This is a genomic window from Nitrospirillum iridis (assembly GCF_014205765.1).
Taxonomy (GTDB): domain Bacteria; phylum Pseudomonadota; class Alphaproteobacteria; order Azospirillales; family Azospirillaceae; genus Nitrospirillum; species Nitrospirillum iridis.
Window position 1 is genome coordinate 150,803 of the sequence record NZ_JACIIZ010000005.1, and the last position, 20,458, is coordinate 171,260.

General features: G+C 68.8%; 16 protein-coding genes. 6 read left to right on the forward strand and 10 right to left on the reverse strand.

The features are described 5' to 3' along the window. Positions 1–5: 5 nt before the first annotated feature. On the reverse strand, positions 6–1,826 hold the full coding sequence (gene aspS, locus FHS74_RS10315; RefSeq protein ID WP_184800096.1) for an aspartate--tRNA ligase: 1,821 nt from the start codon (positions 1,824–1,826) through the stop codon (positions 6–8). Positions 1,827–2,080: 254 nt separating this feature from the next. Between aspS and FHS74_RS10320 the strand changes: the two genes are divergently transcribed. Beyond that, on the forward strand, positions 2,081–3,250 hold the full coding sequence (locus FHS74_RS10320) for an acyltransferase family protein (protein WP_184800098.1): 1,170 nt from the start codon (positions 2,081–2,083) through the stop codon (positions 3,248–3,250). Between the two features lie 35 nt (positions 3,251–3,285). Further along, positions 3,286–4,437, forward strand: a complete 1,152-nt coding sequence (gene rnd, locus FHS74_RS10325) for a ribonuclease D (RefSeq protein WP_184800100.1) — start codon at positions 3,286–3,288, stop codon at positions 4,435–4,437. 74 nt (positions 4,438–4,511) lie between these two features. Here the strand turns inward: rnd and FHS74_RS10330 are convergent, their stop codons facing one another. The 5 genes from FHS74_RS10330 to FHS74_RS10350 all read right to left on the reverse strand — a co-directional run bounded on the left by FHS74_RS10330 (position 4,512) and on the right by FHS74_RS10350 (position 11,669). After that, positions 4,512–5,378 (reverse strand): EF-hand domain-containing protein, encoded by an 867-nt coding sequence (locus tag FHS74_RS10330; protein ID WP_184800102.1) that lies wholly within the window; start codon positions 5,376–5,378, stop codon positions 4,512–4,514. Between the two features lie 278 nt (positions 5,379–5,656). Further along, the gene (locus tag FHS74_RS10335) at positions 5,657–6,664 is read right to left on the reverse strand and encodes an EF-hand domain-containing protein (protein ID WP_184800106.1); all 1,008 of its coding nucleotides are present in this window, start codon (positions 6,662–6,664) and stop codon (positions 5,657–5,659) included. Positions 6,665–7,058: 394 nt separating this feature from the next. Continuing rightward, positions 7,059–9,587 (reverse strand): protein translocase subunit SecD, encoded by a 2,529-nt coding sequence (secD, locus tag FHS74_RS10340; RefSeq protein ID WP_184800108.1) that lies wholly within the window; start codon positions 9,585–9,587, stop codon positions 7,059–7,061. Positions 9,588–9,815: 228 nt separating this feature from the next. Next, entirely contained in the window at positions 9,816–11,459 is a 1,644-nt protein-coding gene (locus FHS74_RS10345) for a RimK family protein (RefSeq protein ID WP_184800110.1), read from the reverse strand. A gap of 12 nt (positions 11,460–11,471) precedes the next feature. Continuing rightward, positions 11,472–11,669 carry a hypothetical protein gene (locus FHS74_RS10350; protein ID WP_184800112.1) on the reverse strand — a complete coding sequence of 66 codons (198 nt, stop codon included), beginning with the start codon at positions 11,667–11,669 and terminating at the stop codon, positions 11,472–11,474. Positions 11,670–11,824: 155 nt separating this feature from the next. Here FHS74_RS10350 and FHS74_RS10355 point away from each other — a divergent pair, with 155 nt between their 5' ends. Further along, entirely contained in the window at positions 11,825–12,310 is a 486-nt protein-coding gene (locus FHS74_RS10355; protein ID WP_184800114.1) for a GNAT family N-acetyltransferase, read from the forward strand. On the opposite strand, the gene FHS74_RS10360 is transcribed toward FHS74_RS10355, so the two are convergent. The 3 genes from FHS74_RS10360 to FHS74_RS10370 form a co-directional block, all read right to left on the reverse strand. Next, positions 12,307–13,215 (reverse strand): alpha/beta hydrolase, encoded by a 909-nt coding sequence (locus FHS74_RS10360; RefSeq protein WP_184800116.1) that lies wholly within the window; start codon positions 13,213–13,215, stop codon positions 12,307–12,309. The two genes, FHS74_RS10355 and FHS74_RS10360, sit on opposite strands and share 4 nt — an antisense overlap. Positions 13,216–13,217: 2 nt before the next feature. Next, a complete protein-coding gene (locus tag FHS74_RS10365) occupies positions 13,218–15,041 on the reverse strand; it encodes an ABC transporter ATP-binding protein (RefSeq protein WP_343066900.1) in 1,824 nt (607 codons plus the stop codon). Positions 15,042–15,144: 103 nt separating this feature from the next. Beyond that, positions 15,145–15,873, reverse strand: a complete 729-nt coding sequence (locus tag FHS74_RS10370) for a fumarylacetoacetate hydrolase family protein (RefSeq protein WP_184800117.1) — start codon at positions 15,871–15,873, stop codon at positions 15,145–15,147. A 199-nt stretch (positions 15,874–16,072) separates the two neighbouring features. Here FHS74_RS10370 and FHS74_RS10375 point away from each other — a divergent pair, with 199 nt between their 5' ends. The 3 genes from FHS74_RS10375 to FHS74_RS10385 all read left to right on the forward strand — a co-directional run bounded on the left by FHS74_RS10375 (position 16,073) and on the right by FHS74_RS10385 (position 18,388). Further along, positions 16,073–17,101, forward strand: coding sequence for a patatin-like phospholipase family protein (locus tag FHS74_RS10375; protein WP_184800119.1), 1,029 nt, complete (start codon positions 16,073–16,075; stop codon positions 17,099–17,101). A gap of 298 nt (positions 17,102–17,399) precedes the next feature. Then, entirely contained in the window at positions 17,400–17,609 is a 210-nt protein-coding gene (locus FHS74_RS10380; RefSeq protein WP_040849967.1) for a cold-shock protein, read from the forward strand. Between the two features lie 203 nt (positions 17,610–17,812). Further along, positions 17,813–18,388, forward strand: coding sequence for a MarR family winged helix-turn-helix transcriptional regulator (locus FHS74_RS10385; protein ID WP_184800121.1), 576 nt, complete (start codon positions 17,813–17,815; stop codon positions 18,386–18,388). Positions 18,389–18,442: 54 nt separating this feature from the next. Here FHS74_RS10385 and FHS74_RS10390 read toward each other — a convergent pair whose 3' ends face one another. Continuing rightward, positions 18,443–20,032: a tetratricopeptide repeat-containing glycosyltransferase family protein gene (locus tag FHS74_RS10390; protein WP_184800123.1), complete on the reverse strand. Its 1,590-nt coding sequence runs from the start codon at positions 20,030–20,032 to the stop codon at positions 18,443–18,445. Positions 20,033–20,458: the final 426 nt, after the last annotated feature.

Here is a 20,458-nt window from a genome sequence, read left to right on the forward strand (position 1 = left end):
CGGCCTCAGCCTTCCTTGGCTTCGGTGGTGATCTTGGGCTTGGGTAGGTCGAGCTTGATCGACAGTTCCTTCAGCCGGGCCGCGTCCACCGCGTTGGGGGCCTGCATCAGCAGATCCTCGGCGCGCTGGTTCAGCGGGAAGACGATGACCTCGCGGATGTTGGGCTCATCGGCCAGCAGCATGACGATGCGGTCGATGCCGGGGGCGGAACCACCGTGCGGCGGGGCGCCCAGCTTGAAGGCCGACAGCATGCCGCCGAAGCGCGTTTCCAGATCCTCGGCGGTGTAGCCGGCGATCTCGAAGGCCTTGTACATGATCTCGGGCTTGTGGTTACGGATGGCGCCCGAGGACAGTTCGATGCCGTTGCAGACGATGTCGTACTGGAAGGCCTTGATGTCCAGCGGGTTCATGCTGGTCAGGGCCTCCAGGCCGCCCTGCGGCATGGAGAAGGGGTTGTGGGAGAAGTCGATCTTCCCCGTCTCCTCATCCTTCTCATACATCGGGAAGTCGACGATCCAGCAGAAGCGGAAGGCGTCCTTCTCGATCAGGTCCAGCTCCTCACCGATGCGGGTGCGGGCCTGGCCGGCCAGCTTGGCGGCGGGGCCTTCCAGGTCGCAGACGAAGAACACAGCGTCGCCGTCGACCGCACCGGTCAGTTCGCGCAAGACCACCTGGGCGGCCTCGGGCACGAACTTGGCGATGGGGCCCTTGCCGGCGCCGTTCTCGAACAGGATGTAGCCCAGGCCGGGCGCGCCCAGGCCACGGGCCCAGTCGTTCAGCTTGTCAAAGAAGCTGCGCGGCTTGTCGCCCACGGCCGGCGCCTTGACGCAGCGGACGACGCCGCCCTTGTCCAGCACGCCACGGAAGGCCTTGAACTCCACATCGTCGCGGCGGAACACGGCCGACACGTCGGTGATCACCAGCGGGTTGCGCAGATCCGGCTTGTCGTTGCCGTACTTCAGCATGCTCTCGGCATAGGGGACGCGCGGAAACGGATAGGGGCTGACGGTCTTGGCCGTGCCGGTGAAGTCGCGGAACTCGGTGAAGATGCCGTGGATCACCGGCTCGATGGCGGCGAACACGTCGTCCTGCGTCACGTAGCTCATCTCGAAGTCGAGCTGGTAGAACTCGCCGGGCGACCGGTCGGCGCGGCTGTCCTCGTCACGGAAGCAGGGGGCGATCTGGAAATAGCGGTCGAAGCCCGCCACCATCAGCAATTGCTTGAACTGCTGCGGCGCCTGCGGCAGGGCGTAGAACTTGCCCGGGTGGTTGCGCGCCGGCACCAGGAAGTCGCGCGCACCTTCCGGCGAGGACGAGGTCAGGATGGGGGTCTGGAACTCGGTGAAGCCCGCCTCGATCATGCGGCGGCGGGCCGACGCGATGACGTTGGAGCGCAGATGGATGTTGCGGTGCATCTTGGTGCGGCGCAGGTCCAGGAAGCGATAGCGCAGGCGGATGTCCTCGCCCGCGTCCTGGTCGGAGTTCACCTGCAGGGGCAGCGGGTCGGCCACGCTCTGCACCACGATCTCATCCACCTTCACCTCGACATGGCCGGTGGGCAGCTTGTCGTTGATGGTTTCGGCGGTGCGGGCCACCACGCGGCCGGTGACGGTGATGACCGATTCCAGGCGGGTCCCGTCCAGCAGCTTGAAGCCGGGATTGTCGATATCGATCACGCACTGGGTCAGGCCGTAATTGTCGCGCAGGTCGACGAACAGCAGTTGGCCATGATCACGCTTGCGGTGGATCCAGCCGGAGAGGCGGACGGTCTTGCCGGCGTCTTCCAGACGCAGGGCGCCGCAGGTGTGGGAGCGATAGGGATGCATGGGGCCGGGCCTTGACGTGTGCGGTTGCAATAGACGGCGCGCCGCAGCCCCGAATGGGGCGCGGGCAAGGTTGCGACACTAGGGCCGCTGGGGGGCGGGTTGTCAAGCCGGGCGCGGCGCGGCTGTCGCCCCGCAGCATCAGCGTGTCCGGGCGGTCCGGCGCCAAAACATCTCCCCTGGCGCAGCGCATTGACAAGCCAGGCGTGGGGAAATAGTCTAAGATCCTGAAATATATATATTGTTGACTGACTTTCATGATCTCTTCCAGCGGCCGCCGCGCCGATATCGACGGCTTGCGGGCGGTCGCCGTCCTGTTGGTCAGCGCCTTCCACATGTTTCCCAACACGGCGGCGCATGGTTTTATCGGCGTCGACATCTTCTTCGTCCTCTCGGGCTTCCTCATCGGCGGAATCGTCTTCCGCCAGCTGGACCAGGGCCGCTTCAGCTTCAAGGACTTCTATGCCCATCGGGCGCGGCGCATCTTCCCGCCCCTGATCCTGGTGTTGGCGACCAGCCTGGTTATCGGCTGGTTCAGCTTGTCCGCCGTGGAGTTGCGCGATCTGGGCCTGACGACGGCGGAGTGCTCCCTGTTCGTGCAGAACCTCGCCTGGTTGGCCTACAAAGGCCCCGGCATGATCCCGGACGGCGGCAAACACCTGCGCCATCTCTGGTCGCTGGCGCTTGAGGAGCAGTTCTACCTGATCTTCCCGTTGGCGGTCTGGCTGATCCACCGCGCCCGCCTCAATCGCCCGCTGCTGCTGGGGGGGGCGCTCGCCGCCTCGGCCGCCGTCCATCTCGCGGTCTACGCGACCTCGGGCTTCCACGCCTATATCTTTCCCCTGGCGCGGGCCTGGGAACTGATGGCCGGCGCGCTGGCGGCCCACTGGGTCCGCGGTCGCGGCGACAGCGGGGCGGCCAGCGGCCCCGCCGACCCGCGCATGGCCTCGGCCGCGTCGCTGGTTGGCCTGGGCTTGATCCTGCTGTCCCTGGTCCTCGTGCGCGGGCCAATCAACTATCCCGCCTGGCACGTGGCGCTACCGGTGCTGGGCACGCTTTGCCTGCTGCTGGCCGGCCCGCGGGGTTGGGTCAACCGCACGCTTCTGTCCACCCGGCCCGCCGTCTGGCTGGGCGGCATCAGCTATTCACTTTACCTGTGGCACGGCGTGCTGCCACGCCTGGCGCTGCCGGTGATCGGCAGCGAGCCAACCAAGGTCCCGCAGTTGATCTGCTTGCTGCTCAGCATCGCCATCTCGGCGGTCAGCACCCACCTGGTGGAGCGCCCCTTGCGGGAAAGCGGTCGCCGATCCGTGGCCGTGGCGTTGACCTTGCTGCTGGCCGCCGTCGGCGTCGCCGGTTATGTCTGTCATTGGGCGGACGGCTTCCCGGGGCGGGCGCCGGCTACGGCGGGCGCAAGAGCCGGCTAGGCATTCGCGGCCACCTATAGTATGTGAAAGGCCTCATGACGCTGATCACCACGACCGCCGACCTCTCCGCCTTCTGTGACCGCCTGGCCTCCGCCGCGTACGTCACCGTCGATACCGAATTCATGCGGGAGAAGACATACTACCCGCAGCTCTGCCTGGTGCAGGTGGCCGGCCCCGACGAGGCCGCCGCCATCGACCCGCTGGCCGACGGCATCGACCTGTCGCCGCTGTTCGGCCTGCTGGCCAACCCCGCCGTGCTGAAGGTCTTCCACGCCGCCCGCCAGGATTTGGAGATTTTCTTCAACCTGACCGGGACCGTGCCGGCCCCCCTGTTCGACACCCAGGTCGCGGCCATGGTCTGCGGCTTCGGCGACAGCGTGGGGTACGAGACGCTGATCACCAAGCTGACCACCGCCCGGATCGACAAGTCCAGCCGCTTCACCGACTGGTCCAACCGGCCGTTGACCGACCGGCAGCTGACCTACGCCCTGTCGGACGTCACCCACCTGCGCCCGGCCTATGAGAAGATCCGCCGCCGCCTGGACAAGACGGGCCGCGAGCAGTGGCTGGCCGACGAGATCGCCATCCTGACCAGCCCGGACACCTACCGCCAGGACCCGGAAGAGTCCTGGCGCCGGCTGAAGCCCCGCACCGACAAGCCGCGTTTCATCGCCGTGCTGAAGGAGCTGTGCGCCTGGCGTGAGCGCGAGGCGCAGCGCAAGGACATCCCGCGCAACCGCGTGGTGCGCGACGAGACCCTGATGGAGATCGCCGCCCACACCCCCAGCACGGTGGATGACCTGGGCCGCACGCGTGGCCTGGGCCCCAGCATGGCCGCGGGTCGTTACGGTGCCGAAATCCTGGCCGCCATCGAAAAGGCGCGCAGCCTGCCCGACAGCGCCCTGCCCCGGGCGGAGCCTCGGGCCGAGCTGCCGGCCGGCATCGCCCCTACGGTGGAACTGCTGCGCGTGCTGCTGAAGCTGGTGTGCGATGATGAGGATGTGGCCAGCCGCCTGGTGGCCAACGCCGCCGACTTGGAAGCCATCGCCGCCGATGACGACGCCAAAGTCCCCGCCATGCAGGGCTGGCGTTTCGACCTGTTCGGCAGCCAGGCGCTGAAGCTGAAGCATGGCAAGCTGGCGCTGGCCATGGAGAACCGCAAGGTCAAGCTGGTCCAGCTGGACTGACACCGGCACCTGTGACCCTGTCCTGACCGACGCCGCCCCGGGGTGACCCGTGGGCGGCGTCGCGCGTTTCAGCCTCACGCCGCCATGGAGCCCTGCAACTGCGCCATGAAGGCGAGAGCGGAGCCGCTCAGCACCGTGCTGGTATCGATGGTGACACCGTCGATGGTGATGCTGCTGGTGCCGCTGCTGGACGACGACGTGCCATCACTGGCACTGGCGGTGCTGGTGGTCGTGCTGGTGCTGGACGAGGACGTGCTGGTGGACGTCGACGAGCCGTCATCGCCGAAGCCGCCCGGTGGCGGTGGCGGCGGGCCCATGCCGTCCGCGCCTTGGGAACTGCCGCCGTCGGCCAACGACTGCAAGGCCGATTGCGCCTCCGACTGGCTGAGGGTCCCGTCGCCGTCGGTGTCCAGCGAGGAGAACACCTCGTCGGCCAGCGCGGAGCTGCCGGTGCCGCTGCCAAAGGCGGACTCGAAGGCGGATTGGGAAATGCCGCTGCTGCTGGAACTGCTGCTCGTCGAGGTGTCGCTGGACGTGGAGCTGTCACTGGACGCGCTGGACGCGCTGGACGAGGTGCCACCGGCTGTCTGCAACAGCAGGTCCAGCAGGGCGTCGCCCGAGCCGGAGGCGGTGCTGTCGGAAGAGGTGGTGCTTGAGGACCCGCTGGCGGTGGTGGACGACGTGTCGTCACCATCACCGTCGCTGATGCCTTGCAGCATGCTCAACAGCCCCCCGCCCATCTGGAAGGTGTAGGGATTGCTGAGACCGTTGGCGGTGGTGCCGTCGCTGTTCAGAAGGGTCGACGTCGTGTCGCTGGTGCTGCCGCTGTCGGTCGTGCCGGTGGTGGTGTCGGTGGACGACGCGCCACTGGAGGACGTTATCTGGGCCAGCCAGGCGCTGTAGAGCGACTGGGAGGACCCCGTGGAGGAGATGGAGGTCATGGGGGGGCGTGCTCCGCGCTAGGGTAAGACCTGGGGCGCCGCTTCCCCCAACCGGTTGCCGCCCCCAAGGACGCGCGAAGGACGCGCGCATGCCCTGCCTAGCAACCGCTGTTCCAGGCATTTCTGCGATCTCCAGCCCTCTTGCACGCCTGCGAATGGGGCCGGAACGGATGATCCGCAGGCGGCGGGACATGGTTTCATGCCGCCGCTGCCGGATCGATGGTCTGGCGGGCGCCCCCCGCTTTTGGGGGCCGGCACCCAAATCAAGGCGACGGCGCTTACGCGGCCGCCAGCTGGCCCTGCAACTGCGCCATGAAGGCCAGCGCCGAGCCGCTGAGCATGGTGCTGGTGTCGATGGTCACACCATCGATGGTCACGCTGTTGCCCGCGGCACTGCTGCTGGAGGAGGCGGTGGCGGTCGAAGCGGTCGTGGTGCTGGCGCCACTGCCGGTAGTGGCGCTGCTCGTGGTGCTGGACGACGACGTCTCGTCCATGGCGCCCAGGATGCTGGCGGCGGAGGTGGGGTCGCTGTCATCCGTCGCGCTGGTGTCGCTCAGCAGGGTGGACGCCTGGCTGGAGGAGGTGCCGCCCCCTATGCCGCCGCCACCGTGGTGGTGGTGCCCACCGCCGTGATGGCCGCCACCGGCCGACTTCAGCGCGGTCTGCGCCTCGGACTGGCTGATCGTGCCGTCGCCGTCGCTATCAAGCTGCGCGAACACCTTGTCCGCCAGTTCGCTGGCGCCCGTGCCGGTGCCGAACGCGGATTCGAACGCCGACTTGGAAATACCGTCGGTGCTGGTCGTCCCGTCCGTGGTCGTGGCGCTGGCCGTCGTGGCGCTGGTGGCGCCGTCCGTGGCGCTGGTGCCCGACGTCCCGAAGGCCGTCTGCAACAGCAGGCTCATCAGCGGATCGGTGGTACCGCTGGTCGTGCCACCGGTGGTGGAACCGTCATCGCCGGGCGGCGGACCAGGCGGGGGGCCCGGCGGCGGGCCGCCCATGCCGGACGCCCCGCTGGCGGAGGTGCCGGAACCGTCTTGCGACGTGGTGTCGCCGATGTCCTGGATGGTCACCAGCAGGTTGCCCAGCTGAAAGCTGTAGGGGCTGCCGGACACACCGGAACTGGACCCGCCCAGCAGGCTGGCGGCGTCGGTGGTGCTGGTGCCGGTCGACGTGGTGGAGGTGGTGCTGGCGTCGTTGGTGGCGGCGGTCTGCATCCGCGACGCCAATTGGGCCTGCCAGGCGCTGTAGAGCGACTGGGACGAACCCGAGGCGGCGACTGAACTCATGGCATTGGGTGCTCCCCGTTAAAGGAACCCCGGGACGCGGCCGCCTGATGGTCCCCCGGCCACGCCCAAGGCTGCGCAGATGCGCGACCTCAAGCATCGCAACCCAGGGACCAACGTTTACCTTTCTGTAATCATTAGGCTTTGATCACCGTCGCGGAAATCACTGAACATCCCTGCAAACGAATCGGCAAAATCGCCCCGGCAATTTCTGCCCAGCACCCGGCCAATCTTGCCGGACTGGTTGCATATTTATTCGGTGCAAATTCGCAAATATTTGGTTTTATTGGATTTCGGGTGTGGCATGGGTGTTGCTCACGCGACCGCCCCCCAAAACACGAACGCCGCGGGTGATCTCACCCGCGGCGTTCGCACGCACCCGAGACGGTGTCTACCGTCACGCCGCCGGCTTGGCCGGGGCGGCGGCGGCGCCATCGGCCGGCACCGGCCGGCGCAAGCTCTTCTCCCCGAGGAACAGCAGGATGGGGGCGGCGATGAAGATGGAGGACGAGGTCGCCAGCACGATGCCGAACAGCAGCACCCAGGCGAACTCGCGCAGCTGCTCGCCCGCCAGCAGGGCCAACGGCACCGTCACCAGGAAGATGGCCAGGGAGGTGCCGATGGTACGGCTCAGCGTCTCATTGATGCTGCGGTCGATCAGCTCGCGCAGCGGCATCTTGCGATAGAGGCGCAGGTTCTCACGCACCCGGTCATAGACCACGACCTTGTCGTTGATCGAATAGCCCATGATGGTGAGGATGGCGGCGATGGACGTCAGGTTGAACTGCATGCCGGTGATGGCGAAGAAGCCCACGGTCTTGGTCACGTCCAGCAGCATGGTGACCACGGCGCCGATGCCGAACTGCCATTCGAAGCGGAAGGTGATGTAGGCCAGCATGGCGATGGCCGCCAGGCCCAGCGCCAGCATGCCGTCGTGGAACAGTTCGGCGCTGACCGACGCGCCCACGGCTTCCTGCCGGCGGATGACGGCGCCGGGGAAGTCCTTGTTCAGCTCGTCCTGCACCGCCTTCACGGCCCCCTGCTGCGCGGCGTCACCGCCGGACTGCTGTTCCAGCCGCATCAGCACGTCGGAGGGGGAACCGAATTGCTGCAGCTGGACCGGACCCAGGTGCAGGGTTTCCATTTTGGCGCGCAGCTTGGAGAAGTCGGCCGGGCCTTCGGTGCGGACCTCGATGACCACGCCGCCGGCGAAGTCCACGCCATAGTTCAGGCCGGGATGGAAGTACAGGATGACGGAGGCGACGGACAGCAGCACCGACATGCCGATGCCCATGTGCCGCCCCTTCATGAAGGAGATGTTAGTGTGGTCCGGCGCCGGGCGCAGGCGGGTGCCCACGGTCAGCGTCTTGGGCCGGAAGCGGCGGAACCAGCTGGCGGTGATGGCGCGCGCCACCACCGTGGCCGTGAACATCGAGGTCATGATGCCCAGGCTGATGGTGACGGCGAAGCCCTTGATGGTGCCGGTGCCCACCGAGAACAGGATGGCCATCTTGATCAGCGTGGTCAGGTTACTGTCGGTGATGGTGGCATAGGCCTTCGAGAAGCCGGCCTCCAGCGCGCCCAGCGGCGTGGCGCCCTTGCGCAGCTCTTCGCGGATACGCTCGTTGATCAGGATGTTGGCGTCGACGGCCATGCCCAGGGTCAGCAGGGCGCCGGCGATGCCGGGCAGGGTCAGCGTGGCCTGCAGGATGCCCAGCAGGGCCAGGGTCAGGAACAGGTTGCACAGCAGGGCGATGTTGGCGAACACGCCGAAAATGCCGTAGCTGACCAGCATGTAGGCTACGACCAGGACGAAGCCCACGCCCACGGCGGTCAGGCCGGCCTTGATGCTGTCCGCACCCAGTTCCGGCCCGATGGTCCGTTCCTCCACCACCGTCAGCGGCACCGGCAGGGCGCCGGCGCGCAGCAGCACGGCCAGGTCGTTGGCCGACTGGGCGGTGTAGCTGCCGGAAATCTGGCCCCGGCCGCCGGTGATGGGTTCCTGGATGATGGGGTCGCTGATGACCTTGTCGTCCAGCACGATGGCGAAGGGCTTGCCCACATTGTTGGTGGTGGTCTCGGCGAAGCGGCGGGCGCCGATGCTGTCGAAGCGGAAGCTGACGACCCAGCGGCCGTTCTGGTCGGTGGTGGGGCTGGCGTCGGTCAGGTTGGCGCCGTCGACCTCCACCTTCTTGCGTACCAGCACCTTGCGCTCAGGCCGGCCGTCGGCCGTGGACAGCAGCTGGGTGCCCGGGGGGGCGACGCCGTCGGCGCGGATCGGCTCATCCTGCACCACCAGACGGAAGGTCATCTTGGCGGTCTTGCCGATCATTTCCTTCATACGGCTGGGATCTTCCACGCCGGGCAGCTGCACCAGGATGCGGTCGTTGCCCTGGCGGGCCACCACCGGCTCGTTCACGCCTGTCCCATCGATGCGGCGGCGGACGATTTCCTGCGACTGCGCCATCGCCTTGTCGATGCGCTCCTTGAAGCCGGCGTCGGTCAGGCTCAGCGTGATGGTCTGGCCGTCGACGCGCAGGTCGATCTCCGGCACGCCGCTGCCGGTCGCGGCCGTGGCGATGGTGTTCAGCGCCTTGCGCGCCGCGTCCACGTCGTCGGCGCTGTTGAGCGCGATGGCCACGGCGCGGCCGGCCGGCGTGAAGCTGCTGGCCGGGACCTTGGCGGTGCGCAGGGCCGTGCGCGCCTCATCGATCAGGCTTTCCACCCGTTCCTTGGCCACCGCGTCGCTGTCCACCTGCAGCAGCAGGTAGGAGCCGCCCTTCAGGTCCAGGCCCAGATTGACATGGCGGTCGGCTATCCAGCCGGGGAGATAGTCCCTGTTGATCAGGCTGGGCAGGGAGAACACCACGCCCAGGAAACAGACCAGGGCGATCAGCGCGGACTTGAGCGGTGAAAAGCGCAGCATGGGGTACGACGTCCTTGGGTCCTGGCGGGGGCGCCCTGTCATGGACGGCCCATTCGCAGGGAAACAGGCGGACCGCGACGGGCACGCGCAAGGCGCACCCACCACGGGCCGGTTAAACCAAGCGCCTTGAATACCCGCAGGCCCGCACGCTTCCAACCAAAAAAGCGAAGGCGCCGCATGCCGGCGGCGCCCCGCTCCCCTGCCCCGCCCTATCGGTCCCGCGCGACCTCAGGCCACGGCGGCCCGGACCGCGGCCGTCCGGGCCAGGGCGGCACGCTCGGCGAGGGGTAGGTCCGCCGGTGACAGGCTGGTGCTGCCGGGCAGGGGCGCGCGGCCGGCGGCGGTCAGGAAGTGACCGATGACCCGGCGCCACAGCAGGGAACCGGCGGCGCGGTCCTCCGCCCCCACATCCAGGTTGGGATTGTCGTTCACCTCGATCACCACCACCTCCCCGGCCCTGGGGCCCGTCACCATCTGTTTCAAATCCACGCCATAGAGCCCGGTGCCCATCAGGCGAGCGGCCGTGAGCGCCGCGGCCAGGACGGCCGGGGGCGTGTCGGCCACCGCCACCGCCCGGGTGGCGCCCTCGTCATGGCTGCCGTCGGCGCCGTGGCGAACGATCTGCCAATGCCGGGGGCACATATGATATTGCGCGACGAACAGCACCTCGCCGCCCAGCACCCCCACCCGCCAGTCGAAGGCCGTGGGCAGATACTCCTGCGCCAGAATGATTTCCGACCGGGCGAGCAGACGGGCCGCCACGCGGTGGAAGGCGTCGATGTCCATCACCCGCTCCACCCCCCGGCTGAAGGCGCCGTCCGGCACCTTCAGCACGGCGGGGAAGCCCTGCGTCGCCGCCAAATCGGCGAGCGTGGCGCGGGTCACCAGCCGGGTGCGGGGCGTGGCGACGCCATGGGCCGCCAGCGCTTCCGCCAGATAGACCTTGTTGGTGCAGCGCAGGATGCTGGTGGCATCGTCCACCACGGGGATGCCCAGCGCCTCCGCCTTGCGGGCGAAGCGGAAGGTGTGGTGGGGCACCGCCGTCGTCTCACGGATGAACAGGCCGTCGAACCGCGCCAGGTGGCGGTAGTCGCGGCGGCCGATGACCTCCACCCGCACCCCCAGGTCCGCGCCCACCCGGGCCAGGTGGGACAGGGTGGCCGCCTTGCTGGGCGGCAGGGAGTCGTCCGGGTCGTGCAGCACCGCGAGCGTGAACGACGGCGCTGCCGGCCCCCGGGGACACTGCCAGCGGCGGCGGACGTAGGCGTCCAGCGCGTCCAGGAAGAAGGCGTCATGGTCGCGGGGCACGGCGTCGGGCCCCAAGGGCGCCACCCCGTCGATGCGCCAGCCGGCCCGATCATCATGGGCCAGGGTCAGGCGCATGAGCGGGCAGTCCAGCCGCTGGAACAGCCGGGCGGCGACATCCGCCAAGCCCGGGGCCAGGCCCGGCTCCGGCGTACGGCCGAAATAGACGGCGGCGGTGTGCCGGGTTAGGCCCGGTGGCGGGGGCGGCAGATTTACCAAGCCGGCGTTCAGATCGGCCACTGCATCGGCCAGATCGGCCTTGCCCGCGAAATCCGCCAGCGTGCGCAGGGCCGGGATCACGCGGTCGCCCCGCGCCTCCGCCAGCAAGGACGCGTAGTAGCCGGCCGAGAGATAGTCGGCGTGGCGGCAGAGGTTGATGACCCGGCGGGGCCGCCCGGTCGTGGCCGCGACATAGGCGCCGGCCGTCATCACCCGGCCACCGGGGTCGGGCCAGCGGAAATCCCGCCGCCGCTCCACCACGATCACCAGGTCGGCGGGGGACGGCGGACGGAGGGTCGGGGACTTGCGGTCGGGCTTGGGGTAAGCGGCTGTGGAACAGTCCGGCATGGCCGTCCACCCCTACTGCCGCACGAGGGCCGGGCGGGTACGTCCGTCACCACCGGCCCCGCGCAGCAATACCGTGGGGTGGCCTGGCTGGAACGCGGCGAAGGCGAAGGCGGCCCGCCGTTCGGTGAAGAGGCCACCGATGAGGCCGGCGCTGTCGTGGGCGGCCCACAGGCCGCAGGGGCCGCGTTCGATGACGATGGTGCGTGCCATGATGATCTCTTCCTGGAGATGCCCCACGGCCCATACCGCCGTGGTGCCCCCAGTGTCCGGGTCCCGGCCATTAAATCTCCATGGCAATGCCTGGGCGGGAAGATAAAGGGGTTTTAATTAGGGTCCCAAGCCCCCGGCCCTTTACCCTGGCGACCATGACGACACCCCCCACCCCCCGCCTTTCGTCCCCCCGGCCGGCCACCCTGGCCGACCTGGACGCCCTGCTGATGCTGGAAACGATCTGCTTCCAGTTCAACCGCATGGGCCGGCGCAGCTATCGCCGCCTGCTGGAGCGGCCCTCCGCCCATGTGCTGGTGATCGACGGGCCCGACGAGCAGCTGGCGGCCAGCGCCGTCCTGCTGTCCCGCCGGGGCACCCGGGGCCTGCGCCTCTATTCACTGGCGACCCACCCCGACCAGCGCGGCCGGGGCCTGGCGAAGGCGATGATGCACGCCGCCCTGGACCATGTGCGGGCCACCGGCCACCAGTGGCTGTCGCTGGAGGTGCATCCGGAGAACAACGCCGCCCGGGCGCTGTATTATGGCCTGGGCTTCCACCAGACCTCGGTGGAGGAGGACTATTACGCCGATGGCTCCTGCGCCTTCCGGCTGCGGCGGTATGTGGATGAGGAGCCGGCTTAAGGCTTGGGCACCGGCAGGCCCGGCGCCCGCCATGGCGCCTCCTGCTCCAACATTACCGACGGCGTCCTGCGCCCGGCCAGGAAGTCCAACAGCGCCTCGGTGCCACCCTTGGCCCACAAATCGTGATGGCCGGCACCCTTGATCCAGGCGGCCTGCTTGGGCTCCGGCGCCGCCTTGAATACCGCCTGGCCCAGGGCGGGCGGCACGACACGGTCGGCCAAACCGTGCAGCACCAGCAGGGGGCAGGCGGGTGCCGCGGCCTTCAGCCGATCCATCACCGCCAAGGGATTGCTGGCCAGGTCCACCAGGAATGAGAGGTGCCAGCGCCCCACCAGCAGGCCGGCGCCGGACGTGGGCGGCGCCGCCAGCACGACAGACGCCGGGCGTCGCTCCCAAGCCATGTGCAAAGCCAGCGCGGCGGCCGCCGAAATGCCGAGGATGACCAAGCGGGAGCCGGAGACGCCCCGGGCGGTCAGGTAATCCAATGCTGCCCGGACATCAGCCAGCAGCGCCGCCTCCCCCCAATCCCCCATTGTCAGGGAAAGCGGACGGCGGCAGGTGACCATGACGCCATAGCCGGCAACCACAAGAGCTGAAGCCAACCCCGCCAACTCGGTCCGCCGTTGCCCGGGCCCGGCCAGGATCAGGACCACTGGTTTCGCCCCGCCCGTGGGCTCCGCCGCCCAAGCCGTCAGCGTGACCCCATCGGGGGTGGGGTAGGCGACCGCCCGGAGCCCGGAGCCGTCAGGTGGCGCCCCGGGATCGGGCATGCGAGGATTGACAAAAAGGGCTGCCCCGCCCTGCCGCACCAGCATGAAGATCAGGCCGGTGAACACGGCACCGGAGACGCCCACGATGATGAGGATGATCAGGACGAGGATATTCGTGATCGCCCCGTCCCCCATCGTCAGCCCACCGCGGCCGTTTGCCCCTGGGCGACGGCGTCCACCTCCGCCACCGCGCCATGGCCACCGGCCTGCAGCGCGTGGAAGTGGGCGTAGGCGCCGTCCAGCGCCAGCAGTTCATCGTGCGTGCCGGATTCCACCACCCGGCCGCCGTCGATGACATAGATGCGGTCGGCATCGACGATGGTGGACAGGCGGTGGGCGATGACCACGGTGGTCCGGCCCTGCTGCAGGCGGCGCAGCGCGTCCTGCACCAGGCGTTCGGATTCGCTGTCCAATGCCGAGGTCGCCTCATCCAGCAGCAGGACGGGGGCGTTCTTCAGCATGGCGCGGGCGATGGCGATGCGCTGACGCTGGCCGCCGGACAGCTTCACCCCGTTCTCCCCCACGCGCGTGTCATAGCCCTGGGGCAGGCCCAGGATGAAATCATGCGCGGCCGCCGCCTTGGCAGCCGCCTCGATCTCCTCATCCGTGGCCGCCAGGCGGCCATAGGCGATGTTGCCCCGCACGGTATCGTCGAACAGCCCGGTCTCCTGGCTGACCAGGCCGATGGCGGCGCGCAGGGAGGACAGGGTGACGTCGCGGATGTCCACGCCGCCCAGGGTCACCGCCCCGCCGCCGACGTCGTAGAAGCGGGGGATCAGGTTCAGGATGGTGGTCTTGCCCGACCCGCTGGACCCCACCAGGGCCACGGTCTTGCCCGCCGGCACGTCCAGGGTGACGCCGTCCAGCGCCACCGTGCCGTCCTGGTAGGAAAAGCGCACGTCCTGGAAATGGATGCCGTGGGAAGCCACGGCCAGTTCCGTGGCGCCAGGCCGGTCGACGATGGTCGGCGGCGTGTCCAGCAAGGCGAAGACGCGCTCCGCCGACGCCAGGCTGACCTGAAGCTGGGTCTGCAGCTTCGACAGGCGCTTAAGCGGCTCGAACGCCAGCAGGAAGGCGCCGGTGAAGCTGGTCAGCGTGCCGGCCGTGCTGTGCCCGGCCGCCGCCTCCAGCCCGCCATAGACGATGACGCCGACGAAGATGAGGCCGCTCAGGATCTCATTGATGGGAATGAGGGAGGAGGAGACGCGGAAGGACTTGTTGGTCAGCTTGCGCAAATCGTCGGCGATGGTGGCCACGCGCGCCTGCTCATACGCCTCCATGCCGTAGGCCTTCACATGGCGGGCGCCCTGGAAGGTCTGGGTCAGCAGGCTGGCGAAGGTGCCCAGCGCCGCCTGCGTGCGGCCCGCCACGCGGCGCAGCCGGCCGGTCATGCGGCTCAGCATCAGGGTGGTGAAGGGCACGACCGTCAGCGAGATGGTGGCCAGCAGCCAATCCTGCTGGAACATCACCCCCACCAGGAAGATCAGCGTCAGCGCGCTCTGGCCATAGTTGGTCAGCACCTCGGCCGTGCCTTGCCGCACCTGATTCACGTCGTTCACCAGGCTGGAGACCAGCTGGCCCGACGGCAGGGAGTGCAGGTAGGCCAGATCGGCCTTGATCAGATGGTTGTAGAGCTGCTTTTGCAGCGCCGCCACCAGGCGCTGGCCGACATTGTTCATCAGCACGGCGGAAAAATATCCGGAGAAGCCGCGCACCACGAAGGTGATGAAGACGATGATGGCGAAGGTGCGCAGATAGCCCGGGTTCTTGCCGCTCAACACCTCATCGATCAGCGGCACCAGCTTCTGCGCCAGCACCGCCGAACTGCCGGCGTTGATGGCGATGAGGATGCTGGCCAGCAACACCATGCCGATGTAGGGCCGCAGGTAGTTGCCGGCCAGGCGCCTCACCAGGGGCAGGGTGGCGGTGTGCTGCGGCTTCTGCTTAGGCTTCTTCGACACGGGACCAGCGAACCTCGGGATGCGGCGGGCAGAATGCCGGCGCGGAAAAAAGACGGGCCATGCTTAGCACAGGCGCGACCGCGACCGGTATGCGGGATCGGCGCTACTCCCGCTCCGTGATCCTGAGCGACAGGTCGGGCAGGCCGTCGATATGGGCGGTGATGACGTCGCCCGGCACCACCGGTCCCACGTTTTCCGGCGTCCCGGTGTAGATGAGGTCGCCGGGCAGCAGGGTGAATGCCTGGGACAGGTTGGCGATCTGCTCCGCCACCTTCCAGGTCATCTGGTCCAGGGAGGAGGACTGCTTGACCGCGCCGTTCACCGACAGGGTGATGGCCCCCGCCGCCAGGTGTCCCAGCTGGGAAACGGGGTGCAGCGGGCCGATGGGTGCCGCGCGGTCGAAGGCCTTGCCGATCTCCCACGGCTTCTTGATGTCGCCCATGGCGCGCTGCAGGTCGCGCCGGGTCATGTCCAGGCCGACGGCATAGCCGAAAACATGGTCCAGCGCCTGCTCCACCGGGATGTCGCGGCCGCCGATACCGAGGGCCGCCACCAGTTCCACCTCGTAATGGTAGTTCCGGGTCAGCGTGGGATAGGGGTGGTCGGCCACCGTGCCCGGCCTCACCACCTGCACGGCGTCGGCCGGCTTCTGGAAGAAGAAGGGCGGTTCCCGCGTGGGGTCGGATCCCATTTCGCGCGCATGCGCCGCATAGTTGCGCCCGATGCAATAGATCCGGTGGACGGGGAAAAGGGCGATATCTTCGCCCGTGGGGCCCACCACCGGCACCGTGGGCTGGGGAACGGGAAACAGAAGCCGGGGCGGGACGGTCATGAGCTTGGCTTTCCGGACGGATGGAAAAGACCGCGCACCATAGCAGACGCGCGCGCTCGTGCCAGCCCGGCACCCTTTCGGCCCCATGTCCGCCCTGCCCGCGCCACTTTCACCGCCTAACAGAAGCCGGTACGCTGTCATCACCGGCCCCGCCCCCTAGATCACTGTGCAGCCGCCCCCTTCGGAGTATCTCGCCGCCATGCCCGACCGTCATCCGGAACGCCATCATTCCCGTCCCAAGCTTGGTCTGGCGCTGGGGGGTGGCGTCGCCCGGGGGTGGGCGCACATCGGCGTGCTGCAGGGCCTGGCCCAGCACGGCATCACCCCCGACGTGGTGTCGGGCTGTTCCATCGGCGCCCTGGTGGGCGGCGTCTATCTGGCCAACCACCTGGAGACGCTGGAGGGTTGGGCGCGCAACCTGACCAAGATGCGCATCCTGGGTCTGCTGGATTTACGCCTGCGCAGCGGCGGCGGCCTGATCGGCGGCGAGAAGCTGCTGGCCGAACTGAACCAGCATATCGGCGACGCCACCTTCGACGACCTGGCGGCCCCCTTCATCACCGTGTCCACGGACCTGGCCACCGGCAAGGAGGTGTGGCTGCGCCGCGGGTCGGTGGTGGAGGCGATGCGCGCCTCCTACGCCATGCCCGGCATCTTCCCGCCCAGCCATGTCGATGGCCGTTGGCTGGTCGACGGCGCCCTGGTCGACCCCGTGCCGGTGGCCGCCTGCCGCGCCATGGGGGCCGCCATGGTGGTGGCGGTGGACCTGAACGCCGATATCATCGGCCGCACCCGCAGCCGCCATGACGCGGAGGCCACGGCCGCCGCCCCACCCGACGCCGCCCCCGCGACGGAGGACATGGAGGCCCCGCCGGCAAACGGCGCCGAGGCCGACGCCCACCCCCGCAACAACTTCGAATTCCTGTCCACCTTCCTGCAGTCCCGCCGCCGCGCCCGTCCCCCCCAGCCGCCCAAGTATGAGGGGCCCGGCATGTTCGGCGTGATGGCGACGTCACTGGGCATCGCGTTGGACCGCATCACCCGGTCCCGCCTGGCGGGTGAACCGCCGGATATCCACCTCAAGCCCCGCCTGGGCCACATCGGCCTTCTGGAATTCGACCGGGCGGAGGACGCGATCGCCGAAGGCAAGGCCGTGGTGGAGCGGGCCCTGCCGGAACTGCGCGAGGCGCTGCGCGTCTTCGGCATTCCGACGCGGGTGGTGCCTTGAGGGCGCGATGACGCCGGGGCGCCACCGGCCTACTCCCATCAGCCGACGCCCCTCCGGGGCTATATAGGCTGGCGATCCCCCATCACCCATCAGTACAGCCAACCGGTCACTTTAAGTATTGTTCAGCTTTTCTTGCTTGTCCTGACGCCATGTCGATTCCATGACTATTGGCGTCGAATTTGTCGCGGCGCCCCACCCGGTCCACCGGCTTGGCACCCCGTCACGATTTGATGCCCGGCGCCCGCACGCCCGCGGCCGGGCGACGCCGGACCGGGAAAACACCCCTCAAGGAGACACCATGTCTATCGGCACCGTTAAGTGGTTCAACAGCACCAAGGGCTACGGCTTCATTCAGCCCGAGGACGGCACCGCCGACGTGTTCGTCCACATCAGCGCCGTCGAACAGGCGGGCCTGCGTTCGCTGAACGAAGGGCAGAAGGTCAGCTTCGACCTGCAGCACGATCCCCGCAAGGGTAAGTCGGCCGCCGGCAACCTGCGGACGCTGTGATCCCTGCGCCCCAGGCGCCCGTATCACTGATGAAAAAGGGCGGCCGGCGCTTTTGTCGGCCGCCTTTTCTGTTTCTGCTTTCCGCCAGTTTCTTTCCCACCTGTTTTTTTCGGGGCGCGTCGCTATTGATCCTGGTCAATGCCGAACTGGATCGGAGGCATCATGGTGGGGGCATGAAAACAGTTACGTGGGGGTTCCATTCCATGCCCGACGCCCTTGCCCATTTCCGCGCCGAAGACGCCATCGCGCTTTGCGTCATCGACGTGGCCAACGCCCTGGTCCGCCATAGCGAGCCCTTGCTGGAAGAAGCCGGCCTGACGGCGCCGCAGTGGACCGTGTTGATGAACGTGGCGGGCGACCGCAACTTCAACGACGGCCCCGCCCTGCCGGCCAACGACCCCCATAGCGACGCGTTCAGCGCCGACATGGGCCGCCAGGGCTGCATCTTCTCCTCCGAGATCGCCGCCGCCCGCGGCCTGTCCCGCCCGCATATCAGCGCCACGGTGACGGAGTTGCTGCGCAAGGGCCTGATCCGGCAGGAGGACGATCCCAGCGACCGCCGCCGCAAGCTGCTGTCCGCCACGACGGAGGGCTTGGCCGTGCTGCGCCGGTTGCAGCCTCTGCGCCAGGCGGTGAACGATCTGCTGCTGGCCGACCTCGACGCCCACCAGCGCCGCACCTTGCTGGAAGCGCTGCGCATCGTCCGCGACCGCTCCCGCCGGGCCGATCACATCCGCCCGTACGCCGAGCGCCCGCCCGCCTTGCGCCACGCCTCCTGACGACGCCTGGTCAAAAGCACACCCCGCCCATGGCCGGGGTGTGCTTTGGCGTTTCTAGATCCCGGCCGCGATCTGCGCCGCCATCCGTTGGATGATCTGCACGGGGGCAAGCCCGCCCGTACGGAATACGCGCATCGACGGGAACCAGGGCCGCGCCCCGGTGCCCAGGCAGGTGACGTCCAGCTCCCCGGCCAACCGCCACACCGGCACGCCCAGCGCGCCGGCCAGTTCACCCGTGGCGGTGGGCACGGTGACCACCAGGTCCAGGGCCGACAGCAGACCCGCGAGCCCCTCCAGATCATCCCGCTGATCCAGATCGGAGAAATGGTGGGGGCCGAGGGGGCCCAGCTCCGCCCGTTCCGCCGCCGTGTCGCCATATTGCAACGCGACCGCCCTGATGCCGGGCCGGGCCAGCAGGGGAATCCAGTCCTTCAGCGCGGACTGCCGCCCGGCGCGGCTTTCCACCGCCAGGCCGCTGCGCCAGCACACCCCGACCTTCAACGTCGGCGCGGAGCCGCCATCCAGATCGGCCAGGCGGGCTCGCCAGTGCGCCACCAGATCCGTCCGGGCCCGCAAATATCCTTCGGGCTTGTCGAAGTCGGCCAGCCGCCGGCGCAGCAGGCCGGGCAAGGCGCCCGCTGGCGTCTGCGCCACGGCCAAAGCCTCCGCCGCATCGGCCGTCCCCTCCGATCCGCGCGCCTCCGCCACCACCCGCGCCGTGGGGAAGGCGCGGCTGAACAGGCCCACCAGGCGCGGATCACAGCGCACCACCGCCGAACCGGCGGCAGCGATGGCGTCGGCATAGCAGCTGGCGAACATCAGTTCGTCCCCCAGCCCCTGTTCGCGCCAGATCAGCAGCGGGCCGTCCAGGCGCTGGCCCCGCCAGGGCGGCAGGCCGGGCGCGGGGCGGAAACGGTGCGGGTCGGCCGCCATGCGCGCGGCGTAGCCGGCCCAGCCCCGGGCGAGATCACCCCGCGCCAAGTCCAGGTTGGCCCGGCCGAAGACCAGACGAGCCTCGTCCGGGTGGGCGCGCGCCGCCCGGTCCCACGCGTCGGCGGCGCCCGGGAGATCATCAAGGGCCTGCAAGGCCGCCGCCTGGGTATACAGCGCCTCCACCTGGGCGGGGTCGCGGGCCAGGGCCTGGCGGCTGGCGGCCAACGCCGCCACCGCCTGTCCCCGGGCCATGAGGATGGAGGCTAGATTGACGTGGGCGTTGACCAGATCCGGATCCAGCGTCAACGCGGCGCGGGCGGCGGCCTCCGCCTCCGCCAGCCGGTCCAGCACCCGCAGCACGGCCGCCAGGTTGCTGTGACAAACCGCATCCTCGGGCGACAGGCGCACGGCCATGCGCAGCACCGGTTCCGCCTGGGGGACGCGGCCCAGGCGGCGCAACGCCACACCCCACAAGGTGAACAGGCCCAGTTCCGCCGCCGGCCCCGGCCGGGCGGTGCCCGCGGCCAGCGCCAGCACGGGCTCAGCCTCCGCCGCACGGTCGAGCGCCAGCAGCACCCGGCCGGCGAGCGCCAGCCACGGCACTGTGCGAACGCCCACCGCCAGCGCCGGTCGGCACAGGACCCAGGCGGCATCCGCCCGCCCGGCCGCCAACAGCGCCGCAGCCGCCGCCAGCGACGGGTCGTCCGCCATCCCATCGTCTTGAGGCACCTGACCCCGTGGTCGCGTCGCGCCCATGGCCGCCCTTTCCCGTAAACGAGCCCAATCCCCTCACGCGCGGCGCCGGGCAACCCGTCGGCCCGACGCGCGCCCGTGTGCGGCCCGCACACGTGGGTGGGTAAAATTTGCCTAGGCGCCGACGGACCGGCCGCGCCCGGAAACCCAGGGTTTCCGCCAATTTTGCGAACGATTCCGACGGACATCCTTGGCGCACTAGGAAAAAACTGCCGATCGGCAATACATTACTAGTAAATTTCTGCCTATCTAAATACTCGATGTCTTGAATGTCGGTATCTCCCAAACCGAGACAAAGCATATAGCCCGCACCTCGACTTCGATGCGCGTAACTTTTTTTTGAAGTCTCCAAAAAAAGTGCGCCCGCTTCTGTGAAGGCTGGCG